A 1607-nucleotide genomic window follows, 5' to 3' on the forward strand; every position below is an offset into this window, starting at 1 on the left:
AGACCTAGCTCCATTACAAACCCCTAAAGTAAAGTTGGAAAAACCGAAAAGAAACTGCGGCTATTCTAACACTTGAAAAAAACAATGATACCCTTAAGTGACAATTTTGATGATTTTATCGACTGAGATCAAAATTGGTGCTGTAGGGGCCGTTTTATAAAGTTTAGTTGATTAATAAGCTGGAGATATCGGATAGATAATTGTGTTGCAAAATCGCTACTTCATGGTGACTTTTCCACCGATTATTTTGAATGCAGGAGTTCCTCTAACCAAAGTATCTCTGGCAAAGACAATGCTGCAGTTAGGGCAAATGCAAGGTTGCTCGGTATAGTCAAAGATGATTCTCTCTTTGAAACATTTGACTAAAGCGCCCTTGCCTCCTTTTCGGTATTTATACAGCTTAGCTCTGCATTTGCTGCAGAAGATCTCGACGGTTTTATCTGGCTGTTTCTTATTGGGCTTTGCCATTATTCTTGCTCTTCAATTACTGAAGTAGAATCGAGAGTTTCGGGCTTAACCCACACCTTACTAAAATCAAACCAGCCGAGCGCATTACACTTAGCGTTTTGCAGAGAGCCACAATGATCTTTACTCACTCCCAACCAACAGTGAAACATTGGAATGATCTGCATTTTTTCGACTAGTGATTTACCCAGTTCATGAGCAGGAAAACTAGCATTTTGTTCCGCTTGCCACTCCTGTACTACGTTAACCCAGTGTGCGAAATCTTGCTCGCGGCTTAGCGCTTCTATATCACTGTTATTTAATAGCCAACCTGCAAGTGCGTCGTCTCTATTTGTCGTTATACCCATAGGTTTAACCCAAATATCAACATCAGCCCTATCTTCTACCGTGAGGTCATAAATAATAAAGTTAACACTCAATCCATCTTCTTTGAGTAGCCCCTCGATGCACTTAACTAACGTCGGGAACATTGGGTGCTGAGCGTGGTAAGCAATAGTAACGCTACGATAAGAAGGTGGAGACGTATAACTTTTGCGCGCACTATGATACCAACCAGGCTTTAGACCATGTGCAGGCAAGACGCCCAGTTCAACAATCTTATCCTGAGGAAGATGCTGAAATAAGTTCAAAGTGCCAAGCTTTTGAGTGAAATAGTTAGCCCACTCATTTGATGCTGCGAGGCCACTTTTACGGTTTAAAAGTAGATAAGTGCAGCCTGGATCGAGATCGACATTCTCGGCGTAGTCTGCGACTGAAGGTTTTAGTGGCTTTGAGATACTCGGAAATATCATTGACGAGTGCTGATCATCGATCACCCATACTTCAATACGATCAAGTAACGGTCTAAAGCCAAAGTAGTTATCAAATGCTTGGAGAACAAGGCGCTTGCTGTCATTTTGAATTACCCGATATGGCCCTGTACCTATTGGGAATAGATCGTAGTCTTCGGATCGGCTTTCCGTAGGGAGCAAGATCTTCGCGCAAGACTCAGACAGTAGAAGCGGTAGTTGATAGTCGTCTCTTAGAAGATGTATATCGACGATTAAATGGCCTGGCGTGCTGACATGCTTGATATGTGAAAACAGCTTACGATTCTTAAGACACAAGAGGTTGTCGATAATGGTTTCCGTGGTCAGCAAGTC

2 protein-coding genes are annotated in these 1607 nt (G+C 42.4%); both read right to left on the reverse strand.

Going from position 1 to position 1607, the window contains the following annotated elements; translation table 11 throughout:
* Positions 1 to 216: 216 nt before the first annotated feature.
* Entirely contained in the window at positions 217 to 468 is a 252-nt protein-coding gene (locus QTO00_RS19415) for a hypothetical protein (protein WP_331426208.1), read from the reverse strand.
* Positions 468 to 1607 (reverse strand): ABC transporter substrate-binding protein (locus QTO00_RS19420; RefSeq protein WP_331426209.1); only part of this gene is annotated, 1140 nt, incomplete at its 5' end. The genes QTO00_RS19420 and QTO00_RS19415, both read right to left, overlap by 1 nt.

This window comes from Vibrio sp. M260118, from assembly GCF_036533755.1.
In the GTDB taxonomy this organism is placed as follows: domain Bacteria; phylum Pseudomonadota; class Gammaproteobacteria; order Enterobacterales; family Vibrionaceae; genus Vibrio.

What these genes read in the sequence shown, in the direction of transcription:
- QTO00_RS19415 (WP_331426208.1), bottom strand. Translation starts at nt 468, where the DNA reads ATGGCAAAGCCCAATAAGAAACAGCCAGATAAAACCGTCGAGATCTTC.